The sequence below is a fragment of the Streptomyces sp. NPDC048565 genome, from assembly GCF_040650935.1.
In the GTDB taxonomy this organism is placed as follows: Bacteria; Actinomycetota; Actinomycetes; order Streptomycetales; family Streptomycetaceae; genus Streptomyces.
In genome coordinates this window covers 13,054-31,934 of the sequence record NZ_JBEZIH010000025.1, presented here as the reverse complement: position 1 = coordinate 31,934, position 18,881 = coordinate 13,054, and the positions used below count along the sequence as shown (strand labels likewise).

General features: G+C 70.4%; 19 protein-coding genes. 5 read left to right on the top strand and 14 right to left on the bottom strand.

Annotated elements, in window-relative coordinates:
- Positions 1-13 precede the first annotated feature (13 nt).
- The 5 genes from mgt to AB0C75_RS27090 all read left to right on the top strand — a co-directional run bounded on the left by mgt (position 14) and on the right by AB0C75_RS27090 (position 5,246).
- The gene (gene mgt / locus AB0C75_RS27110) at positions 14-1,222 is read left to right on the top strand and encodes a macrolide-inactivating glycosyltransferase (RefSeq protein WP_362894327.1); all 1,209 of its coding nucleotides are present in this window, start codon (positions 14-16) and stop codon (positions 1,220-1,222) included.
- Between the two features lie 297 nt (positions 1,223-1,519).
- Positions 1,520-2,722, top strand: a complete 1,203-nt coding sequence (locus AB0C75_RS27105; protein WP_362894326.1) for a S8 family peptidase — start codon at positions 1,520-1,522, stop codon at positions 2,720-2,722.
- Positions 2,723-2,830: 108 nt separating this feature from the next.
- Positions 2,831-3,379 carry a DUF1697 domain-containing protein gene (locus tag AB0C75_RS27100; RefSeq protein WP_362894325.1) on the top strand — a complete coding sequence of 183 codons (549 nt, stop codon included), beginning with the start codon at positions 2,831-2,833 and terminating at the stop codon, positions 3,377-3,379.
- Entirely contained in the window at positions 3,372-3,764 is a 393-nt protein-coding gene (locus tag AB0C75_RS27095) for a nuclear transport factor 2 family protein (protein ID WP_362894324.1), read from the top strand. The genes AB0C75_RS27100 and AB0C75_RS27095 overlap by 8 nt, the downstream gene beginning before the upstream one ends.
- Positions 3,765-4,328: 564 nt before the next feature.
- Positions 4,329-5,246: a S1 family peptidase gene (locus AB0C75_RS27090; RefSeq protein ID WP_362894323.1), complete on the top strand. Its 918-nt coding sequence runs from the start codon at positions 4,329-4,331 to the stop codon at positions 5,244-5,246.
- Between the two features lie 177 nt (positions 5,247-5,423).
- On the opposite strand, the gene AB0C75_RS27085 is transcribed toward AB0C75_RS27090, so the two are convergent.
- The 14 genes from AB0C75_RS27085 to AB0C75_RS27020 all read right to left on the bottom strand — a co-directional run bounded on the left by AB0C75_RS27085 (position 5,424) and on the right by AB0C75_RS27020 (position 18,874).
- Positions 5,424-6,176, bottom strand: a complete 753-nt coding sequence (locus AB0C75_RS27085) for a sirohydrochlorin chelatase (RefSeq protein WP_362894322.1) — start codon at positions 6,174-6,176, stop codon at positions 5,424-5,426.
- A 6-nt stretch (positions 6,177-6,182) separates the two neighbouring features.
- Entirely contained in the window at positions 6,183-7,061 is an 879-nt protein-coding gene (locus AB0C75_RS27080; RefSeq protein WP_362894321.1) for an ABC transporter permease, read from the bottom strand.
- Positions 7,048-7,839: an ABC transporter ATP-binding protein gene (locus AB0C75_RS27075; RefSeq protein WP_362894320.1), complete on the bottom strand. Its 792-nt coding sequence runs from the start codon at positions 7,837-7,839 to the stop codon at positions 7,048-7,050. The genes AB0C75_RS27080 and AB0C75_RS27075 overlap by 14 nt, the downstream gene beginning before the upstream one ends.
- Before the next feature lie 45 nt (positions 7,840-7,884).
- On the bottom strand, positions 7,885-9,000 hold the full coding sequence (locus tag AB0C75_RS27070; protein ID WP_362894319.1) for an aliphatic sulfonate ABC transporter substrate-binding protein: 1,116 nt from the start codon (positions 8,998-9,000) through the stop codon (positions 7,885-7,887).
- A gap of 233 nt (positions 9,001-9,233) precedes the next feature.
- A complete protein-coding gene (locus tag AB0C75_RS27065; RefSeq protein ID WP_362894318.1) occupies positions 9,234-10,580 on the bottom strand; it encodes a GTP-binding protein in 1,347 nt (448 codons plus the stop codon).
- Positions 10,581-10,582: 2 nt separating this feature from the next.
- On the bottom strand, positions 10,583-11,518 hold the full coding sequence (gene cysD / locus AB0C75_RS27060; RefSeq protein ID WP_362894317.1) for a sulfate adenylyltransferase subunit CysD: 936 nt from the start codon (positions 11,516-11,518) through the stop codon (positions 10,583-10,585).
- Positions 11,515-12,060 carry an adenylyl-sulfate kinase gene (cysC, locus tag AB0C75_RS27055; protein ID WP_362894316.1) on the bottom strand — a complete coding sequence of 182 codons (546 nt, stop codon included), beginning with the start codon at positions 12,058-12,060 and terminating at the stop codon, positions 11,515-11,517. Before cysC ends, cysD begins: the two co-directional genes overlap by 4 nt.
- 23 nt (positions 12,061-12,083) lie before the next feature.
- The gene (locus AB0C75_RS27050; protein ID WP_362894315.1) at positions 12,084-12,800 is read right to left on the bottom strand and encodes a phosphoadenylyl-sulfate reductase; all 717 of its coding nucleotides are present in this window, start codon (positions 12,798-12,800) and stop codon (positions 12,084-12,086) included.
- On the bottom strand, positions 12,797-12,976 hold the full coding sequence (locus AB0C75_RS27045; RefSeq protein ID WP_362894314.1) for a hypothetical protein: 180 nt from the start codon (positions 12,974-12,976) through the stop codon (positions 12,797-12,799). The genes AB0C75_RS27050 and AB0C75_RS27045 overlap by 4 nt, the downstream gene beginning before the upstream one ends.
- Positions 12,973-14,670: a nitrite/sulfite reductase gene (locus AB0C75_RS27040; RefSeq protein WP_362894313.1), complete on the bottom strand. Its 1,698-nt coding sequence runs from the start codon at positions 14,668-14,670 to the stop codon at positions 12,973-12,975. The genes AB0C75_RS27045 and AB0C75_RS27040 overlap by 4 nt, the downstream gene beginning before the upstream one ends.
- Before the next feature lie 114 nt (positions 14,671-14,784).
- Entirely contained in the window at positions 14,785-14,868 is an 84-nt protein-coding gene (locus AB0C75_RS27035) for a putative leader peptide (RefSeq protein ID WP_349817346.1), read from the bottom strand.
- 144 nt (positions 14,869-15,012) lie between these two features.
- Positions 15,013-15,606 (bottom strand): GNAT family N-acetyltransferase, encoded by a 594-nt coding sequence (locus tag AB0C75_RS27030; protein WP_362894406.1) that lies wholly within the window; start codon positions 15,604-15,606, stop codon positions 15,013-15,015.
- A 58-nt stretch (positions 15,607-15,664) separates the two neighbouring features.
- On the bottom strand, positions 15,665-16,903 hold the full coding sequence (locus tag AB0C75_RS27025; RefSeq protein WP_362894312.1) for a GAF domain-containing protein: 1,239 nt from the start codon (positions 16,901-16,903) through the stop codon (positions 15,665-15,667).
- A 333-nt stretch (positions 16,904-17,236) separates the two neighbouring features.
- Entirely contained in the window at positions 17,237-18,874 is a 1,638-nt protein-coding gene (locus AB0C75_RS27020; RefSeq protein ID WP_362894311.1) for an acyl-CoA dehydrogenase family protein, read from the bottom strand.
- Between the last annotated feature and the right edge of the window lie 7 nt (positions 18,875-18,881).

Sequence of the window (18,881 nt, the reverse complement as noted above, 5' to 3'; positions counted from 1 at the left end):
CTAATGTCATGGCATGCATACGACCCCGCGTGCCCATGTCGCCATGTTCTCCATCGCCGCCCACGGGCACGTGAACCCGAGCCTCGAAGTGATCCGGGAGCTCGTCGCCCGTGGGCACCGCGTCAGTTACGCCATCCCCGCCTCCTTCGCCGGGACGGTCGCCGCCACGGGGGCCGAGCCGGTGATCTACACCTCCGTGCTGCCCACCGCGGACAATCCGGAGGACTGGGGGACCGAACTCATCGACAACATCGAGCCGTTCCTCGACGACGCCGTCCAGGCGCTCCCGCAGCTCGCCGACGCCTTCGACGGGGACGAGCCGGACCTCGTCCTGCACGACATCACTTCCTACCCGGCCCGTGTGCTCGCCCACCGCTGGGGCGTGCCCGCCGTCCAGCTCTGGCCCAACCTGGTCCCCTGGGAGGGATACGAGCAGGAGGCGGGGGAGCCGGCGACCGCCGGGCTGAAGCAGACCGAGCGGGGTCAGGCCTACTACGCGCGCTTCGCGGCCTGGCTCGCGGAGAACGGCCTGGGCGACCTCTCGTCGGACGACTTCGTCGCCCGGCCGCGCCGCGGTCTGGCGCTGATCCCCGAGGCGCTCCAGCCGAACGCCGGGAGGGTGGACCACACCAGGTTCACCTTCGTCGGCGCCTGCCAGGGCGACCGCGCCGACCAGGGCGAGTGGAAGCGTCCCGCCGGCGCCGAAAAGGTCCTGCTGGTCTCCCTCGGTTCGTCGTTCACCGACGAGCCCGGGTTCTACCGGGCGTGCGTCGATGCGTTCGGTGACCTTCCCGGCTGGCATGTGGTGCTGCAGATCGGGGTCCATGTCGACCCCGCCGCACTCGGTGACGTACCCGACAGCGTCGAGCTTCACTCCTGGGTCCCGCAGTTGTCCGTGCTGAAGCAGGCGGACGCCTTCATCACCCACGCGGGCGCGGGCGGCAGCCAGGAGGGGCTCGCCACCGGCACCCCGATGGTCGCGGTCCCGCAGGCCGTCGACCAGTTCGGCAACGCCGACATGCTCCAGGCGCTCGGCGTCGCCCGGCGGCTGGACAAGGAGGAGGCCGACGCCGCGTCCCTGCGTGCCGCGGTGCTCGCCCTGGTGGACGACCCGGAGGTGGCGGCGAGGCTGGCGCGGATCCAGGAGCGGATGGCGGCCGAGGGCGGGGTGCCGCGGGCCGCCGATCTCATCGAGGCCGAACTGCCCGACCGGCAGGACTGATCGGGTCACGCCCCGCGGCTCATACCGGCTGCATCTCGCCACCGTCTGTCGATCGGTCCAGGTTCATCCCTTCGGGAGTCGGAGGTGCGGCCCGGTGTTCATGAACTACTCAGCAGTACGCCCGACTTGGCGGGAAGTGCCCAGGTTTTGTGTGACCAAAACTTGCCGAGTGCGTGACGGATGCATGAAGTTCTTGATCTGGGCGCGTCAATCGAGCAGTGTTTCGAGGCAACCCCCGGAGATTTTCCGGCCGAGGGTCAATCCCCCCACAAAGAATGACGAGGAGACCCCCTCTTCATGGCAATTCACAAGCGCATACGCTCGGTCAAGCTCACTGCCGCGATCACCGCTGTGGCAGCGGCCGCCGGCGTCACCCTGCTCACCAGCCCCATGGCCGGAGCCACCCCGGCGCCCGCGATGGGCACCGTCTACGGCGCGGACGCGGCGACAGCCGTCTCCGGCAGCTACATCGTGATGCTGGACCAGAAGGCCGACAAGGCCGACCTGGCCAAGGAGTACGGCGGCAAGCTTCAGCGGAACTACAAGTCGGCCATCAACGGCTTCTCCGCCAGCGGGCTCTCGGAGACCGAGGCCAAGCGGCTCGCCGCCGACCCGGCCGTCTCCAAGGTCGTCCAGAACAAGAAGTTCCACGTCGACGCCACCCAGGACAACCCGCCGTCCTGGGGCCTGGACCGTATCGACCAGACCGAGACCGCCGGTGACGACGCGTACAACTACCCGGACGGTGCGGGCGAGGGCGTGACCGCGTACGTCATCGACACCGGTGTCCGCATCACGCACGAGGAGTTCGAGGGCCGGGCCAGCTACGGCTACGACGCCGTGGACGACGATGACGACGCCGACGACGGCTACGGCCACGGAACGCACGTGGCCGGCACCATCGCCGGCGCGACGTACGGCGTCGCCAAGAAGGCAGACATCGTGGCCGTCCGGGTCCTCGACGACCAGGGCTCGGGCACCACCGAGCAGGTCGTGGCCGGCATCGACTGGGTCACCGAGAACCACGACGGCCCGTCCGTCGCCAACATGAGCCTCGGCGGCGGCGTGGACGAGGCGCTCGACGCGGCGGTCCAGAAGTCCATCGCCTCCGGAGTCACCTACGGGGTGGCCGCGGGCAACGAGTCGAGCGACGCGAGCGAGAGCTCCCCGGCGCGCGTCCCCGAGGCCATCACGGTCGCCTCGTCCACGGTGGACGACGAGCAGTCGTCGTTCTCCAACTACGGCTCGCTCGTGGACGTCTACGCCCCGGGTTCGGACATCACCTCGGCGTGGAACGACAGCGACACCGGCTCGGACACCATCTCCGGTACGTCGATGGCGACTCCGCACGTCGTGGGTGCCGCGGCGCTCTACCTCGGCGGGCACACGGACGCCACCCCTGAGGACGTCTCCGACGCGCTCACCGGAGGGGCCACCCCGGACGCGATCTCCAACGCGACCGAGGGCACGCCCAACAAGCTCCTGAAGGTCGTGGAGTAGTAGGCCGGGCAGGCCGAACAGAACAGACGGACGGCCGCCGCGCCCTCCCCCACGGGGCGCGGCGGCCTGTTCGGATGTAAAGCCCCGAGGCGGTCTAAGGTATGGACCATGAGCACGATGTACGCGGCGCTGCTGCGGGGGATCAACGTCGGCGGCCACCGGCGGGTGCCGATGGCGGAATTCCGGGCGCTGCTCGGGGAGCTGGGGCACGAGGACGTCGCCACCCATCTGCAGAGCGGCAACGCCGCGTTCCGCAGCGCGTCGGGGGACGAGGACGCCCTGCGTGCCGAGCTGGAGCGGGCCATCGAGGGGCGGTTCGGATTTCCGGTCGACTGCGTCGTCCGCCCGGGTGGCTATCTCGCGGACGTGGTCGCGGCCTGTCCGTTCCCGGCCGCCGAGCTCGAGGCGAAGCAGCTGCACGTCACGTACTTCGACAAGCCGGTCGACACGGCACGGTTCGCACCGCTCGACGCCGAGGCCTTCCGCCCGGAGGAATTCCGGCTGGGGGACCGCGCCCTGTATCTGTACGCGCCCGACGGGCTCGGCCGTTCCAAGCTCGCCGCGGCACTCGGGCGGCCCGCGCTCAACCGTGGTCTCGTCGCCACCAGCCGTAACTGGAACACGGTGGTCAAGCTTGTGGAGATGACGCGTGACTGAGCCCTCGCCCGCCGTGGCCGCAGCCATCGAGGGCGAGCTCCGTCTCCTCGACCCCGTCGTGCGTGCCTCCGCGGATGTCCTGGCGACGCTGCTGCACCCCGACTTCCGGGAGATCGGCACCAGCGGCAGGCTCTGGGAGCGGGACACGATCATCGCCATGCTCACGGCCCCGGGAGCCCCGGGGGCCCCGCGCCCAGGACCGCTCACCGCGTCCCGGATGCGGGGCGAGCAGCTCGCGCCCGACCTGGTGCACCTCACCTTCGACACGGAGTCCAGGGGCCTGCGCTCCCACCGCAGTTCACTGTGGCGGCTGACCGGATCCGGCTGGCTTCTCTACTTCCACCAGGCGACGCCCTTCATCGACGATCCGTTCGCCGAGGTCTGAGCCGGCGGTTCCGGGTTCCCCGGCACCCCGCGCCCCCGCGGCATACGCGGGCGCTGCTCCGCAAGAGGGCAGTACCGGACTGAAGTGCACCTGAACCCTGCCCGAAGCGCGTCCGGTTCTCGCTGGAAGGGCCGGTTCCGGCCATCCGTGGCGCCCGGGCAAAACGCCGGTAAGCCGCCCGAACGGGCCATGTGGCGGCGCGCCCGTTCCGGGCCGCGGAGGCCGGCCGGCGCGCCCCTGTCGGGCAGGGTCGGTGTGTGTGAACGCGATGCGCGTAGAAAGCGGCCGAAGTCCCCTCGGTATTCCGGGGTTTGCTGCAATTCGCTGCCTTCCTCCGTTCGGTGGGCGGACGCCGCTGTTCGGAAGTCACTCGCACGCATATCGGAGTTCAGGGTCCGTTCTCCGTCGAGGTCCGGAAGGCGACCTTGCCACCGGCTCAAGCGGAGTCAAGGATTCGAGGCGTGCGGTTGGCAGGTCCACGACCAGAACCCACTGATCGAGGACAGCCGTACTCCCCGGCCCGCCCACCCAGTGGACCGGACACCCCCGATGACGGAGGATCCTGTGACCTTCAAGCGCTTCGCTCCTCTCACCTCGCTCTCCAGACGTGCCCGCCTCATCGCGGCGACCTCGGGCCTGGTCACCGCCGTGGCGCTGGCGGCCCCCACCGCGGTCGCCCAGGCGGCCCCGGACGCCACCGTGTCCAAGGCCGCCCTGGCCGACGCCAGTTCCGCCGTGCGCGGTGCCGACATCGCGGGCACCGCCTGGTACACCGATGCGAGCACCGGCAAGGTCGTCGTGACCGTCGACAGCACGGTCAGCTCCGCCGAGATCGCCACGATCGAGAAGTCGGTCACGGACTCGGGCGCGAAGGCCGACATCAAGCACACCGGCGGTACGTTCAACAAGCTCATCGCGGGCGGAGAGGCCATCTACGCCGGCGGCGGCCGATGCTCCCTCGGCTTCAACGTCCGCAGCGGCAGCACCTACTACGCGCTGACCGCCGGGCACTGCACCGAGATAGGCAGCACCTGGTACACCAACTCCGGACAGAGCACGACGCTCGGCACCCGCGCCGGCTCCAGCTTCCCGGGCAACGACTACGGGCTGATCAAGCACAGCAGCTCCGCCGCGGCGAACGGCTCGGTCTACCTCTACAACGGCAGCTACCAGGACATCACCTCCGCCGCGACCCCCAGCGTCGGCCAGAGCGTCAAGCGCAGCGGCTCCACCACCGGCGTCCACAGCGGCACCGTCAGCGGCCTCAACGCCACGGTGAACTACGGCGGCGGCGACGTCGTCAGCGGCCTGATCCAGACCAACGTCTGCGCCGAGCCCGGTGACAGCGGCGGCTCGCTGTTCTCCGGCTCCACGGCGCTCGGCCTCACCTCCGGCGGCAGCGGCAACTGCTCCTCCGGCGGCACCACGTTCTTCCAGCCCGTCACCGAGGCGCTGAGCGCCTACGGCGTCAGCGTCTTCTAGGAGGCGCACGCGGTCCATCGGGACCCGCACGCACCACCTGCCGACGGGCCGCGCTCACCGAGCGCGGCCCGTTGCCGCGCCGGCGCTGCTCGCTGTGTGGGTGGTAGCCGTGTGGCGGTCCTGATACGCGGTCCTGATACGCGGTCCTGACACGCGGTTCGAGTCGGACCGTGGTCCTCAGGCGCTCATCGCCCCGGCCACCGGCACACGTGCCTCGTCGTACCGGGTCAGCAGCAGCCGGGCCAGTGCGGGGGACGGGCCCAGTACACCGGCCAGTACATCGGCTCCGGCCTCCTCGGCGCCCGTCGCGATGCGGTCGGGGAGACGGCCTGGCGCGATGACGTACGGCGCGACCGCCACCCGGCGCACGCCGTCGGCGCGCAGGGACCGCACGGCATCGGCGGTCCGGGGGAGAGATGCGGAGGCGAACGCAGGCCGCACGGCGCACCAACCGGTGTGCCGCAGCTCCCGCGCGATTTCAGCGATCACTGCGATCGCCTCCGGGTCCGTGGAGCCCGCCGACGCGAGGACAAGACCGGTCGAGCTCTTGTCGCCGGGGCGTACTCCGGCCTCGTGCAGCCGCTGTTCCAGTGCCGAGTTCAGCAGCGGGGACGGGCCGAGTACATCTGCCTGGCTGATCCGCAGCCGCGGCAGCCGTGCGCGAGCCTCGCGCAGCACCGATGGGATGTCCGACTTGGCGTGGAAGGCCCGGGTGAGCAGCAGGGGAAGCGCGACGACCTCGTCCGTGCCGTCGGCGGCCAGGCGTTCCAGCACCCGGGGCACGGACGGGGCGTTGAATTCCAGGAAGCCCGTCTCCACACGCAGCCCGGGCCGCAGCGACCGTATCCGCGCGGTGAGCGCGTGCACGGTCGCCGCGTGCCGCGGGTCGCGGCTGCCGTGGGCGACGACGAGCAGGACGGGGGAGGCCATGGGAACTCAGCTCCTGACGAGAAGACCGCGGCTGCGCAGCACCCGCCGCTCCAGCGGGCTGAAGATCAGCAGGTCGATCGCGATGCCGACGAACAGGATGAGCAGGATCGCCAGGAAGATCCCCGGCATGTCGAAGTTGTTCCGGCCGTTCTCCAGCAGCTGGCCGAGTCCCAGGCCCAGGTCGGGCGATGACGCGATGATCTCGGCGGCCATCAGCGAGCGCCAGGAGAACGCCCAGCCCTGCTTGAGGCCCGCCAGATAGCCGGGCAGCGCGGCCGGCAGGACGATGTGGATCGTTCCGCGCAGCCCCGTCGCACCGATCGTGCGACCGGCGCGCAGGAACAGCGGCGGCACCTGGTCGACACCGGAGACCAGACCGTTGGCGACGGAGGGCACCGCGCCGAGCAGGATCACCGCGTACATCGTCTTGTCGTCCAGGCCCAGCCAGATGATGGCCGGCGCCACCCACGCCACGGACGGCAGGGACTGCAGCCCGGAGAGGATCGGGCCGATAGCGGCCCTGACCAGCTTCACCCGTGCGACCAGCAGACCCAGCGGCGTACCGATGACGACAGCCATCACGAAGCCGAGCAGACCGCGCGACACGCTGGTCCAGATGACCTCCAGCAGGGTGCCCTTCGCCCACATGTCGGTCAGGCTGTCCCAGACCGCGGACGGCGGCGGCAGCTTGTAGTCGTCGGTGACCTTCGCCCAGACCAGCAACTGCCAGACCAGGACGACCAGGACGACCGCGACGACCGGCGGCAGGACCTTGTTGAGCAGGACCTCGCGGGTCGGCGTCCTGCGCACCTGTACGGCGTCGAGGGCGTCCAGGCCCGCCTCAAGACCCGCCAGGTCGTCGGCCTTCGTCTCAGTGCTGGCCATGACGGCGGATCTCCCCACGCAGTTGTTCGGTGATCTCGACGGACAGCTCCGCCACGGCGGTGTCCTCGATGCGGCGAGGCTGCTCGATGTCGACCGTCCACTCCCGTGCGATCCGGCCGGGTCGCGACGACAGCAGGACGACGCGCTCGGCGAGCCGCACCGCCTCACGCACGTTGTGGGTCACGAAGAGGACGGAGGCGTTCGTCTCGCGCCAGATCCGGGTCAGTTCGTCGTGCAGCACATCGCGGGTGATGGCGTCGAGCGCGGCGAACGGCTCGTCCATCAGCAGCAGCTGGCTGTCCTGGGCGAGCGCCCTGGCCATCGCCACCCGCTGGCGCATCCCGCCCGAGAGCTCGTGCACCCGCTTGCCGTACGCCCCGCCGAGGCGCACGAGTTCGAGCAGCCTCTCCGCCTCGGGGCGGCGGTCCGCCTTGGCCACCCCGCGCAGCCGCAGGGCCAGTTCGATGTTCTTGCCCGCGGTCAGCCACGGGAACAGCGCGTGCTCCTGGAACATCAGGGCCGGCCGCCCGCCGGGGGTCTCGATGGACCCCGCGGTCGGGCGGTCGAGTCCGGCCACCAGGTTGAGCAGGGTCGACTTGCCGCACCCGGATGCTCCCAGCAGGGTGACGAACTCGCCCGGAGCGACATCGAGTGTGATGTCGTCCAGGACGAGCTGCTGCCCCGTGGGTCCGGCGAAGGACTTGGACACGTTCGTGAGACGAGCGGCGTGCTCGACCGCTGCACGGTCCTCGGCCTTGGTGAGGGTGGTGGTCGCCATGGTCGTCACCTCCTGGGAGTCATCGGGGATCCTGGTGCGGTCGGTCTACTTGACGCCGAGACCGGCGTCGTCGACCTCGGGCTGTCCCTCGGCCTTGAGGACCTTGTTCAGCGGCTTCAGGTCGTAGATGCCCTTGAGGTCGGGCTTCTCCAGCAGACCGGCCTTGACCGCGTGGTCGGCCTGCGCCTCGAGCGTGGCGGCCAGCGGGTCGTCGGTGATGTCGATGGACTCCCACGCCGGGTCGAGGACCTCGTCGGGCAGTGCCTTGCCGCTCAGCTTCTCCAGCGCCTTGTTGGCCGAGGCCTTCGCCTCGTCCGGGTTGGCGTTGATCCACTTGTTGGTGTTCACCGTGCCCTTGAGCACCGCGTCCACGACGTCCGGGTGCTCGGTGAGGAACTTCTGCGACACGATGATGTTCGTGATGACGAACTTGTCGTCCGGCCACAGCGTCGACTCGTCCAGCAGGACCTTGCCGCCCTCGGAGACCAGCTTCGAAGCGGTCGGCTCCGGAACCCAGGCACCGTCCAGGGAACCCGACTTGAAGGCGTCCGGGGTCACCTTGTTGTCGGAGCGGACGACGGAGACATCGCCCTTGCCGCTCTGGGCGTCGACCTTCCAGCCCTTCTCGGATATCCAGTTGAGGAAGGCCACGTCCTGGGTGTTGCCGAGCTGAGGGGTGGCGATCTTCTTGCCCTTGAGGTCGTCCAGGGTCTTGATCTTCTTCGGGTTCACGACGAGCTTCACGCCGCCGGAGGCCGAGCCGCCGAGGACACGCAGGCTCTGGCCCTTGGACTTGGTGTAGCCGTTGATCGAGGGGGAGGGGCCGATGAAGCCGATGTCGATGGAACCCGCGTTGAGCGCCTCGATCTCGGAGGGCCCGGCGTTGAAGGTCGAGGGCTTGACCGTGGTGCCGCCCAGCTCCTTGGCGATGAGGCCTTCCTGGATACCGACCAGGGCGGTGGCGTGCGTGAGGTTCGGGAAGTAACAGAGCTTCACGGTGTCCGCCGAGAGCTTCTTCCCGTCGGTGGAGGCGGTCGACTTCGCGGAGTCGTCGTCGTCCGCCTCGGAACCGTAACCGCAGGCGGTGAGCGCCACGGCGAGCAGCGGCAGAGCCGCGGCGGCGGCGAGGCTGCGGCGGAGAGTGGTACGGGTGGCAGGCACGGGAGGCTTTCCTCTCGTTGGCCCGTGCTCACGTCCCCCGTGAGTCGGGTGGCGCGGCCGGGCGGTCGGCAGGTCTTCGTCTGAGCTGGCGGTGCGGGGCGTGCGAGCGGGCGCGCGAGCAGTGCGCGTACGTCAGCACGCACATCGCCCGACCCCGCCCTGGCCGCTGCCGAGGGCGCCGCTGCCGACCCGGCCGCCCTCCTTCGCGAAGGTCGAGAAGAAGTCGGTCATCATCAGAAGTCCCACTCCGCGTCCTCGGCCGAGGTGTCCGCCTCCGCGCCGTCCTGGACGGCGGCGAACGAGGCACCCGCCATACCGGCCGTCAGCGTCGTGCCGTCGGCGGGATCGATCAGCAGGAACGATCCGGTGCGCCGCGAGTCCGCGTAGGCGTCGAGCGCGAGCGGCTCGGCGGTACGCACGACGACCCGTCCGATGTCGTTGGCCACCAGCTGCCCGGGTGCCGGGTGCTGGGAGAGGTCGTCCAGCGTGAGCCGCGACGGGATGTCCTTGACGATCGCCTTGACCGTGCGGGTGGTGTGCTTGAGCAGCACCCGCTGGCCCACCGTGAGGGGCTGGTCGGCCACATGGCAGACGGTCGCCTCGACGTCCTGCGTGACGGCGGGGGCGTCGTCGGCGGGGGCTATCAGGTCGCCCCGCGACACGTCGATGTCGTCGGCGAGCCGGATCGTCACCGACTGCGGTGCCCAGGCGGTGTCGACGCTCTCGCCGAGTGCTTCGATGCCCTCGATCGTCGTGGTGCGCCCGGACGGCAGCACGGCGACGCTCTCGCCGACCCGGAACACCCCGGCGGCGATCTGACCGGCGTAGCCCCGGTAGTCGGGGTGCTCGGTGGTCTGCGGGCGGATCACGTACTGCACGGGGAAGCGCGCGTGGCACTCGGTGAGGTCGTGGCTGACCGGCACCGTCTCCAGGTGCTCAAGGACCGTCGGGCCGCCGTACCAGTCCATGTGGGCGGACGGTTCCACGACGTTGTCGCCGGCCAGCGCCGAGATCGGGATCGCGGTGATCTCCGGAACGCCCAGCGAGGCGGCGTACGCGGTGAACTCCTCGGCGATCGCGGCGAACACGGGCTCCGCGTAGTCCACGAGGTCCATCTTGTTGACGGCGAGGACGACATGGGGGACGCGCAGGAGAGCGGCGACCGCGGCGTGCCTGCGGGTCTGCTCGACGACACCGTTGCGGGCGTCGACGAGGACCACGGCCAGCTCGGCCGTCGACGCGCCGGTGACCATGTTGCGGGTGTACTGCACATGGCCCGGGGTGTCCGCGAGGATGAAGCGGCGCCGCGGTGTGGCGAAGTAGCGGTAGGCGACATCGATGGTGATGCCCTGCTCACGCTCGGCCCGCAGCCCGTCGGTGAGGAGCGCGAGGTCGGGTGCCTCCTGGCCACGGTTGGTGGAGGCCAGCGCGACGGCCTCCAGCTGGTCGGTGAGGACCGACTTGGAGTCGTGCAGGAGGCGTCCGACGAGGGTCGACTTGCCGTCGTCGACGGACCCGGCGGTGGCGAACCGCAGCAGGGTGGTGGACGAGAGCTGCTCGGTGACTGTGGTGGTGCTCATCTCTAGAAGTACCCCTCGCGCTTGCGGTCTTCCATCGCGGCTTCCGACATCTTGTCGTCGGCGCGGGTGGCGCCGCGTTCGGTGAGCCGGGAGGCGGCGATCTCGGTGATCACTGCGTCCAGGGTGGTGGCGTCGGAGTCGACGGCGCCGGTGCAGGACATGTCGCCGACGGTGCGGTAGCGCACCTGGCGGGTCTCGGTCCGCTCGTGTTCCTTGGGGCCGCCCCAGTCGCCGGCGGTGAGCCACATGCCGGAGCGGCTGAAGACCTCGCGCTCATGCGCGAAGTAGATCTCCGGGAGCTCGATGCCCTCGCGCTCGATGTACTGCCAGACGTCGAGCTCGGTCCAGTTGGAGATGGGGAACACGCGGACGTGCTCGCCGGGGGCGTGGCGGCCGTTGTAGAGCTGCCACAGCTCCGGGCGCTGGCGGCGCGGGTCCCACTGGGAGAACTCGTCGCGCAGGGAGAAGACACGCTCCTTGGCGCGGGCCTTCTCCTCGTCACGGCGTCCGCCGCCGAACACCGCGTCGAAGCGGTGCTGCTGGATGGCCTCGGTGAGCGGGACGGTCTGCAGCGGGTTGCGGGTGCCGTCGGGGCGCTCGCGCAGCTTGCCGGCGTCGATGTAGTCCTGGACGGAGGCGACGTGCAGACGCAGTCCGTGCTTCTCGACGGTGCGGTCGCGGTAGTCGAGTACCTCGGGGAAGTTGTGCCCGGTGTCCACGTGCAGCAGCGTGAAGGGTATGGGCGCGGGGGCGAACGCCTTCAGCGCGAGATGCAGCATCAGGATCGAGTCCTTGCCGCCGGAGAAGAGGATCACCGGCCGCTCGAACTCACCCGCCACCTCACGGAAGATGTGCACCGCCTCGGACTCCAGGGAGTCGAGGTGGCTCAGCGCGTACGGGTTGACGGTGCCATCCGGCACGGTGGCGACAGTGCTCACGCCAGGCCCCTCTCGGTGAGCAGCGCGCGAAGCGCCGCTGCGGACTCCTGCACGGTCTGCTGGTGCGACTCGATCCGCAGATCCGGCGAGTCGGGTGCCTCGTAGGGGTCGTCGACCCCGGTGAGACCACTGATCTCGCCTGCTGCCTGCTTGGCGTACAGCCCCTTCACATCGCGCTCCGAGCACACCTCGACCGGGGTCGCGACATGCACCTCCAGATACGCGGTGCCCTCCTGCTGATGACGCTTGCGCACCGCGTCACGGCTGTCGGCGTAGGGCGCGATGACGGGGACGAGAGCCTTCACACCGTTCGCGGCCAGCAGTTCGGCGACGAAGCCGATCCGCTGGACGTTGGTGTGCCGGTCCTCGCGGGAGAAGCCGAGGCCCGCGGAGAGGAACTCCCGGATCTCGTCACCGTCGAGCACCTCCACCCGGTGGCCGTCGGCGCGCAGCCGGCCCGCCAGCTCGTAGGCGATGGTGGTCTTGCCCGCGCTCGGCAGACCGGTGAGCCAGACGGTGGCTCCCGTCTCCGTCACGCTCATCGATATCTCCTGCTCGTTCGTCATCAGCCGTGCAGCCCGCATTCGGTCTTGCCCCGTCCGGCCCAGCGGCCGGCCCGTGCGTCCTCGCCCTCCAGCACCCGGCGGGTGCAGGGCGCGCAGCCGACGGAGGCGTAGCCGTCCATCAGCAGCGGGTTGGTCAGTACGCCGTGTTCGGCGACGTAGGCGTCCACGTCGTCCTGGGTCCAGCGGGCGATCGGCGAGACCTTGACCTTGCCGCGCTTCTCGTCCCAGCCCACGACCGGGGTGTTCGCCCGGGTGGGGGACTCGTCGCGGCGTAGCCCGGTCGCCCAGGCGGCGTACGCCGTCAGCCCCTCCTCCAGCGGCGCGACCTTGCGCAGCGCGCAGCACAGGTCGGGTGCGCGGTCGTGCAGCTCCGGGCCGTACTCGGCGTCCTGTTCGGCGACCGTCTGACGCGGGGTCAGCGTGATGAGGTTGACGTCCATCACGGCGTCCACGGCGTCCCGGGTGCCGATGGTCTCCTCGAAGTGGTAGCCGGTGTCCAGGAAGACGACGTCCACGCCGGGGAAGACCCGGGAGGCGAGGTGTGCGACGACCGCGTCCTCCATGGAGGAGGTGACGCAGAAGCGGTTGCCGAAGGTGTCGGCCGCCCACTTCAGGATGTCGCTCGCGGAGGCGTCCTCCAGTTCGCTTCCGGCCCGTACCGCCAGGTCCTTGAGAGCCTCTTCGGTGAGATCGGCAGCCTGCAGAGTGTCCGTCATGTCCCGTCCCCTTCGACATCGCCGCGCTGGAGCCCCCGGGTCAGCAGACCCAGGAACTTCAGCTGGAACGCACGGTTGCAGGAGGCGCATTCCCAGGCGCCGTGTCCCGCCTCGTGCGGGCGCAGGTCCTCGTCGCCGCAGTACGGGCAGTGGAACGGCGCTGCTCGTTCGCTCATGACAGCGACTCCGCACTGGCCCTGGCAGCCCAGGTCGCGAAGCGCTCGTCGTCCTCGCGCTCCTCCTGGAACCTGCCGAGCACCCGCTCGACGTAGTCCGGGAGTTCGGCCGATGTGACCTTCAGCCCGCGGACCTTGCGGCCGAAGCCGGCGTCCAGACCGAGCGCACCGCCGAGGTGCACCTGGTACCCCTCGACCTGTTCGCCGTTGTCGTCCAGCATCAGCTGGCCCTTGAGGCCGATGTCCGCGGTCTGGATGCGGGCGCAGGCGTTGGGGCAGCCGTTGATGTTGATGGTCAGCGGCTCCTCGAAGTCCGGCAGGCGGCGCTCCAGTTCGTCGATGAGGGCGGAACCGCGTGCCTTCGTCTCGACGATGGCCAGCTTGCAGAACTCGATGCCGGTGCAGGCCATCGTGCCGCGCCTGAAGGGGGAGGGCCTGACCTGGAAGTCCAGCGCCTCCAGGCCGGCGGACAGGGACTCGATCTGCTCCTGCTCCACGTCCAGGATGAGCATCTTCTGCTCGACGGTGGTACGCACCCGGCCGGAGCCGTGCGCCTCGGCGAGCTCCGCGATCTTGGCGAGGGTGGAGCCGTCCACCCGCCCGACGCGTGGGGCGAAGCCCACGTAGAACCGGCCGTCCTGCTGCGCGTGCACCCCGATGTGGTCGCGCCAGCGGGAGGAGGGCTGCGCGGGCGGCGGTCCGTCCAGCAGCGGACGCTTGAGGTACTCGTCCTCGAGGATCCGGCGGAACTTCTCCGGGCCCCAGTCGGCCATGAGGAACTTCAGACGGGCACGTGTGCGCAGCCGGCGGTAGCCGTAGTCGCGGAAGATGCCGACGACGCCGGCCCAGACGTCGGGGACCTCGTCCAGCGGCACCCAGGCGCCGAGGCGCTCGGCGAACCGCGGGTTGGTGGAGAGGCCGCCGCCGACCCAGAGGTCGAAGCCGGGGCCGTGCTCGGGGTGGACGACGCCCACGAACGCGATGTCGTTGATCTCGTGCACCACGTCCTGGACCGGCGAGCCCGAGATCGCGGTCTTGAACTTACGGGGCAGGTTGGAGAACTCCTTGCTGCCGATGTACCGCTCGTGGATCTCGTCGACCGCCGGTGTGCCGTCGATGATCTCGTCGGCGGCGATGCCCGCCACCGGCGAACCGATGATCACGCGGGGGCAGTCACCGCAGGCCTCCGTGGTCGAGAGCCCGACCGCTTCGAGCTTCTCCCAGATCGCCGGGACGTCCTCGATGCGGATCCAGTGCAGCTGGACGTTCTGCCGGTCGGTGATGTCGGCGGTGCCGCGCGCGTACTCCTCGGAGATCTCGCCGATGACGCGCAGCTGGGCGGTCGTCAGCTTCCCGCCGTCGATGCGCACGCGCAGCATGAAGTAGCGGTCGTCCAGCTCCTCCGGCTCCAGCACGGCGGTCTTGCCGCCGTCGATGCCGGGGCGGCGCTGGGTGTAAAGACCCCACCAGCGCATGCGCCCGCGCAGGTCGTTCGGGTCGATGGAGTCGAATCCGCGCTTGGCGTAGATCGTCTCGATGCGCGTCCGCACATTGAGACTGTCGTCGTCCTTCTTGAACTGCTCGTTGCCGTTCAGCGGGGTGAAGTGACCCATGGCCCACTGACCTTCACCACGGTGACGTCCGGCCTTGCGGCGGGGCGTGGCGGTAGCAGGCTTCTCGGGGATGGCGGCCATGGCGATACGTCCTTCGGGACTGCAGGAGGGCGGCTCTGAACTGCACACTCGCGTGAGGCGCGGCGGTGCGCAGGGGTGGAGCGGGCTTCAGGGGATCGCGGTGCTGGGTGACTCTCAGCGGACCGGACAGATGGCGCTGGACATGCGGCCGAGGTCGACGTGCCGCCGACTCACCAAGGCAATTCCAGTTCCAGACATGACGGAAGCGTGTCACGCGGATCTCGGGCCAGTCCACCACGATCCATCATGTGGACGAGATGGTCCCGGGATGTGAGACGCAGTGGTATCGGTCACGCCCGGTCCGCCGACAATCCGTCGACAAAGCGATATCCGGGGCGTGTGTCAGGCGTACGCGCCGGGCCAGGGGCCCGGGTTCGCGACGTCCGGCTCCTGCTCGATCTTCGTGTCGAACAGCCGGAAGCCCCGGCGCAGGTAGTTGTCCATGGCGTGCGGACCGTCGTTGGAGCAGGTGTGCACCCACACCCTCGTGGTGGGGGTCCGCCCGGGGTGGCGCTCCGCGAGGTCCCAGGCGCGTGCCACGCCGTACGCCAGCAGATGGCCGCCGATCCGGCGGCCCCGGAAGGCGGGTATCAGGCCGAAGTAGGCGATCTCGACCACCCCGTCCTCCTGGGCGTTCAGCTCGATGAACCCCGCCGGGGTCCCGTTCTCGTACGCCACCCAGGTCTCGGCCCCAGGACGCTCCAGGATCTCCCGCCACTGCGCGTGGGTGAGGCCCAGGCGGTCGGTCCAGCGGACGTCACCGCCCACCGCCGTGTAGAGGAACCGGCTGAATTCCGGCAGCGGTGTCCGCGAGCGGGTCACCGTCACCCCGTCCCCGGGGACGGCGGCCGGGTCCAGATCGGCCGGCGCCGTCTGCTCCAGGAACCAGACGGTGACATCGGCGGCGGCGGGGGCCAGGTGCGCGGAGTCGTTCATGGCGTTCATGGCGGTCACAGAACCACGGCCGGTGCCGCCCGCCCAAACCGGCCCCGCCTCAGACCCTCCCGGTCGGCACACGCGCCCTGAGCACCACCGGAGCCGTCGAACGGGGCAGCAGATCGGCCGGCTCGTCCGGATGCACCACATCCACCTCGACGCCCTCACGGAAGCGGTACGGCCGGTGCTCCAGCACCTCCGCGAGATGGCGGCGGATCCGCGATATCTCGGCCCGCACCGTCACCGTCCTCGACGCGTCACCGAAGACGTCCTCGGCCAGCTCCGCCGCGGTGCGCCCCTCCCCGTGCAGGGCCAGGGCGTACAGCAGCTCCGCGTGGCGTGGCGAGAGACGGCGCGTCCAGCTGCCCACCGGACCCGCCACATGCACCGTGAGCCCCCGCTCCCGGCTCAGGTCGAGCACCACCCGGCGCGGTGAGCGGTCCTGGGCGCCGTCCGCCACCTGCACCAGCCAGCCGCCCGGCAGCGGCTCCACCCGGCACATCCCGAGCGAGGACAGCCACACGGAACCCGGCTCCAGCGACTTCGGCAGCGGCAGCCGGTCCACCGGCGGCATCCCGCTGACGGCGGCCAGCCAGCCGTGGGAGTCGACCACCAGCGCACGGCCGCCCAGCCTGCACAGGAGCGGGGCGGCGACCGAGCGCAGCCGCTCGATCGCCACCAGATGCCGGTTGCGCAGCTCGCTCTCCGCCAGCGCCGCCACCGAGCCGACCAGCGCGAGCGTCGCCGGGTGGAAGGTGGAGGCGGGCCCGGTGATGTCGACGATGCCCATCAGCCGGCCGTCCCGGGGGTCACGCACCGGGGCAGCCGCACAGGTCCAACCGTGCAGGGCACGGATGAAGTGCTCGGCGGAGTGGACCTGGATGGGGGTGCGCGCGGCGAGCGCCGTTCCGATGGCGTTCGTCCCCGTCGCCGATTCCGCCCAGGCGGCACCCTCCTCGAGACAGATGTCCTTGGCCCGGCGCATCACGGCCGCGTGACCCTGACGCCACAGGACCCGGCCCTCGGTGTCGGTGACGACCATGATCTGGTGCGCCGCGTCCGCGATCGTCGCGAGACCCTCCCGCAGCCGAGGCATGACCTCGCCCAGTGCCGTGCTCCTGCGCCGGTGCTCGATCTCCTCGGTCTCCAGCAGCCTGCTCTCCGGTGACTGCTCGGGGTCGATCCCGGTGCGCAGCACACGGTCCCAGGACGCGTCGATCTCCGCGCGCGGAGCCGCCGCCGTGCGCTCGCCCGCCAGCCGGGCCTCCCACGCACGGTGGACCAGGCGCTCGGTCACGGCTGAGCGTGAGGCGCTCGAAGGCCGTGGCAGTGCGACAGGCTGTGTTTCCAAGACGGGTCCCCCCAACAAGGCGTAGGCCTGGCCCGGAAGAGCGAAACCCGGCCCGAGGGACACATCCTGCCGTGCGGGGAGCCCCTTGGCTCGCACTCCACGCAATGGTTGCAACCCTTTGCAACTCTGGTGACAAGCCGCAGACCGTACGACAGTGGGAGGACACCGTGCGGAGAGTCATCGACCCGCCGTGCGGTGCTGCACAAGCGTGGAGGGTGGTGCCGTGTCGGCGCAGCACCACCCTCCGTCGTTTGGGCCAGGGGATCAGCCCGGGAGCCGTCAGCCCTCCTGGGCCCGCGCCCGCTCCACGACCTTCGCCAGATCCAGACTGTGCGGCAGCGTCCCGAAGGCCGAACCCCAGTCCCCGCCAAGACGTGAGGCGCAGAACGCGTCCGCGACCTCGGGCGGTGCCCAGCGCAGCAGCAGCGAGCCCTGCAGCACCAGCGCCATCCGCTCCACCAGCCGCCTGGCCCGCGCCTCGACGGCGTCCAGGTCAGCCAGCTCCGTCAGCAGGTCCTTGATCGCCGCGTCGAGCCGGTGGTCCGCGCCGCGCGCCTTCCCGACCTCCTGGAGGAAGGCGTCGAGCGCCTGCGGCTCACGCTGGAGGGCCCGCAGCACATCCAGGGCCTGTACGTTGCCCGAGCCCTCCCAGATCGAGTTGAGCGGGGCCTCGCGGAGCAGCCGGGGCATACCCGACTCCTCCACGTAACCGTTGCCGCCGAGGCATTCCAGAGCCTCCCCGACCACCGCGCCGCACCGCTTCGTCACCCAGTACTTCGCCGTCGGCACCGCGATCCGCAGGAAGGCACGCTCCTCCTCCGTGTCCGTGTCGTACGCGGCGGCCAGCCGCAGCGCGAGCGTGGTCGCCGCCTCCGACTCCAGGGCCAGATCGGCCAGTACGTTGCGCATCAGCGGCTTCTCGATCAGCAGCCCGCCGAACGCGCTGCGGTAGGCGCCGTGGTGGATCGCCTGCGCCACCGCCTGACGCATCAGCGCGGCCGAACCGACCACGCAGTCCAGCCGGGTCGCCGCCACCATCTCGATGATGGTGCGCACCCCGCGCCCCTCGTCGCCGACCCGGCGTGCCCACGTCCCGTCGAACTCGACCTCGCTCGACGCGTTGGACCGGTTGCCCAGCTTGTCCTTGAGGCGCTGGATCGCGAAGGGGTTGCGGCTACCGTCCGGCAGGACCCGTGGCAGCAGGAAGCAGCTCAGCCCGCCCGGCGCCTGCGCCAGCACCAGGAAGCCGTCGGACATCGGCGCCGAACAGAACCACTTGTGACCGGTGAGCAGATACTCCCCGTCGGCCGCCAGCGGTTCGGCCCGGGTGGTGTTGGACCGTACGTCGGTGCCGCCCTGCTTCTCGGTCATGCCCATCCCGAAGAGCACACCGGCCTTCTGCGCCGCGGGCCGCAGCCCGTCCTCGTACACGTGGGAGGTCAGCAGCGGCTCCCATTCGGCGGCCAGCGCGGGATCGGTCCGCAGCGCGGGGACAGCCGCGTGCGTCATCGACAGCGGGCAGCCGTGGCCCGCCTCGGCCTGCGTCCAGACCAGGAACCCGGCCGCGCGCCGCACATGACCGCCAGGCCTGCCCCAGGCGTCCGTCAGCCCGGCGCTCACCGCGTGCCCCAGCAGCCGGTGCCAGGCCGGGTGGAACTCCACCTCGTCGATACGGTTCCCGTAGCGGTCGTGCGTGCGCAGTTTCGGCGGATTCTCGTTCGCCTGCGTCCCCCACTCCTGGGACTGGAAGGAGCCGGCGGACCTGCCGAGACGGCTGAGCTCCTCCCGGGCCTCCTCGACGACTCCGGATGCCAGATGCCGCTCGACGGCCTCCGTCAGCGCCCGGTCACCGGCGTAGACGTCATAGCCGACCAGCGGCGGAACCTGGTTGGTCACTGTGTGGGTGCTAGGTGCCATGCCGCTA